This window comes from Mailhella sp. (assembly GCF_057866825.1).
Genome location: NZ_DBMAHT010000213.1, coordinates 1 through 2,080, shown reverse-complemented (window position 1 = coordinate 2,080; position 2,080 = coordinate 1). Strand labels below are relative to the sequence as shown.

At 59.6% G+C, this 2,080-nt stretch carries 1 protein-coding gene; it reads left to right on the top strand.

Annotation, left to right across the window (positions count from 1 at the left end):
• The coding region (locus tag ACZM96_RS10810; protein ID WP_489489064.1) for a molybdopterin-containing oxidoreductase family protein at positions 1–2,012 on the top strand (2,012 nt) is incomplete at its 5' end.
• Positions 2,013–2,080 lie beyond the last annotated feature (68 nt).

Genomic DNA, 2,080 nt, shown 5'->3' with positions numbered 1-2,080 from the left:
ATTGTCCCTTCTGTCTGGTGCGCTGCACCTATAAGGCGCGCGTGCAGGACGGCAAAATTCTCAGCGTTACCGGCGACAGCAGCAATCACTGGACGGGCGGCGCCATGTGCCCGAAGGGCATGTCTATTCTGGAACTCATGAACAGCCCCTTCCGCATCACGGAACCCATGTATCATGAGCCTGACGGCAGCTGGCGCAGAATTTCCTATCAGGAAGCCGTGGACATGGTGGTGGAACGCATGAAGGCCGTGCGCGACAAGTACGGTGCCAAGGCCGGCAACCGCGTGGCCCTGACCATGCCTTTGTGGGACTGCCTGGAATCGGAAATTGCGGCGCTCATGACGCTGCGCACCGTGGGCAGCGTTCAGGCCATGCCTCCGGGGGAAACCTGCGTTTCCACGGCCTCGAACATGCTCGGTCTCATGCTCGGCGTGAACAGCGGCTCCACGCAGGTGGACGAACTGCCCAAGGCCGAAACGCTGGTGCTGTGGGGCGCCAACGTCAATGATCTGTATCCGCCCTACACGCGCTGGCTCAAGGCGGCGCGCGATGCCGGAACCAAGATCATCTACATTGATCCGCGCAGAACCCGCACGAGCATCTGGTGCCATACGCAGCTGCGTCCGCAGCCCGGCACCGACGGCATCCTCGCGCTCGGAGCCATCCGCTACATTCTGGAAAAGGGGGCCTACGACGAGGAACGCGCTCGCTTCCAGATCGAGGACTTTGAAAACCTCGCGCCTCAGACGGAAAAGTTCACGCTCGACTACGTGGAATCCATCACCGGTCTCCCGCAGAAGGATATTGCGGCCTTCTACGACGTGCTCGCCGCAAGCAGCAAGACCATCGTATGGCTGGGCGGTTCGCTTTCGCGTCAGACCAACGGCATTGTCACGGATCGTTCGATCATTCTTCTTCAGGCGCTGCGTGACAACCTCATCGGCGAAGGCAAGGGCATGCTCACCTTCCAGAGCGGCAAGCCCGGCGGCGGCGAAGAACTCGTGGATCACTTCTTCGGCGAAAACAATACGCCGAAGATGAACTTCCGCCGTCTGCGTCTGGCCATGGAAAAGAAGAATCTCGACATCCTTTTCCTGAACTCCAGCTACCGCCGCAATCCCGACGCCCTCGGCGTGCGCAAGGCCATACAGAAGGTGCCCTTCGTGGTGCACATGGGGTTCTTCCTCGATGAAGAGTCGGAAGTGTCCACGCTGTTCATTCCCGCCACGTTCGGACCGGAAAGCCAGGGCTGCGGCTACGGCAACGAAAATCAGGTGGCCTGGCGCGAAAAAATCGTGCAGGCTCCCGGTTCCTGCGTGCCCGCCTGGCAGTTCTATCGCGACATCGGCCGCAAGCTCGATCCGGAACACTATCCCGATTTCAAGGATCCGGAAGAAATCTGCCGCATGCTGCAGGCCGAGGTTCCTTCCTGGAAGGGTCTGACCATGGAACGCATGCGCAATTCCTCCACGGTGACGTGGCCGCTTTTCGCCGAAGGCGAAGAAGAGCGCAAGGGCACGGTGTTCACGGAAGGCAAGCTGCTGACGCCTACGGGCAAGATGACCGTCAATGACCGAGTGTTCGGCGGCATCAACCGCTGGGACTACCCGAAGGGACATCCCCACGGCAAGGACGGCAAGAAAGACTTTCCGCTCATACTTACGCAGGGCAAGCAGCTCTGGCACTGGCAGCAGACCCTGACCAACTTCGCCAGATCCATGGCTCAGTTCTCCAACGGCCGTTTTGTGCAGGTCAATCCCAAAACGGCGGCGGAACTGGGACTCAAGCAGCGCGACCGCGTGATGCTGGAAACCACCATGGGCGGCATTGAGTGCTGGGTCGATATTACGGAAAACGTTCTTCCGGGTGCGGTGTTCACTCCGGCCAACTGCTGCCGGACCACGCCGCTGAAGGAAAACCAGAGCGAATCCATCTGCGATATCCTCCCGAATTACTGGGACCGCATTTCCGCGCAGCACAACTGCACGGGATGCCGTCTGAGAAAAATATGAGAGGTGAGTCATGGCTCGATATGTCATGGTCATTGATTCTGAAAAGTGCATGGACTGCAAGGCCTGCG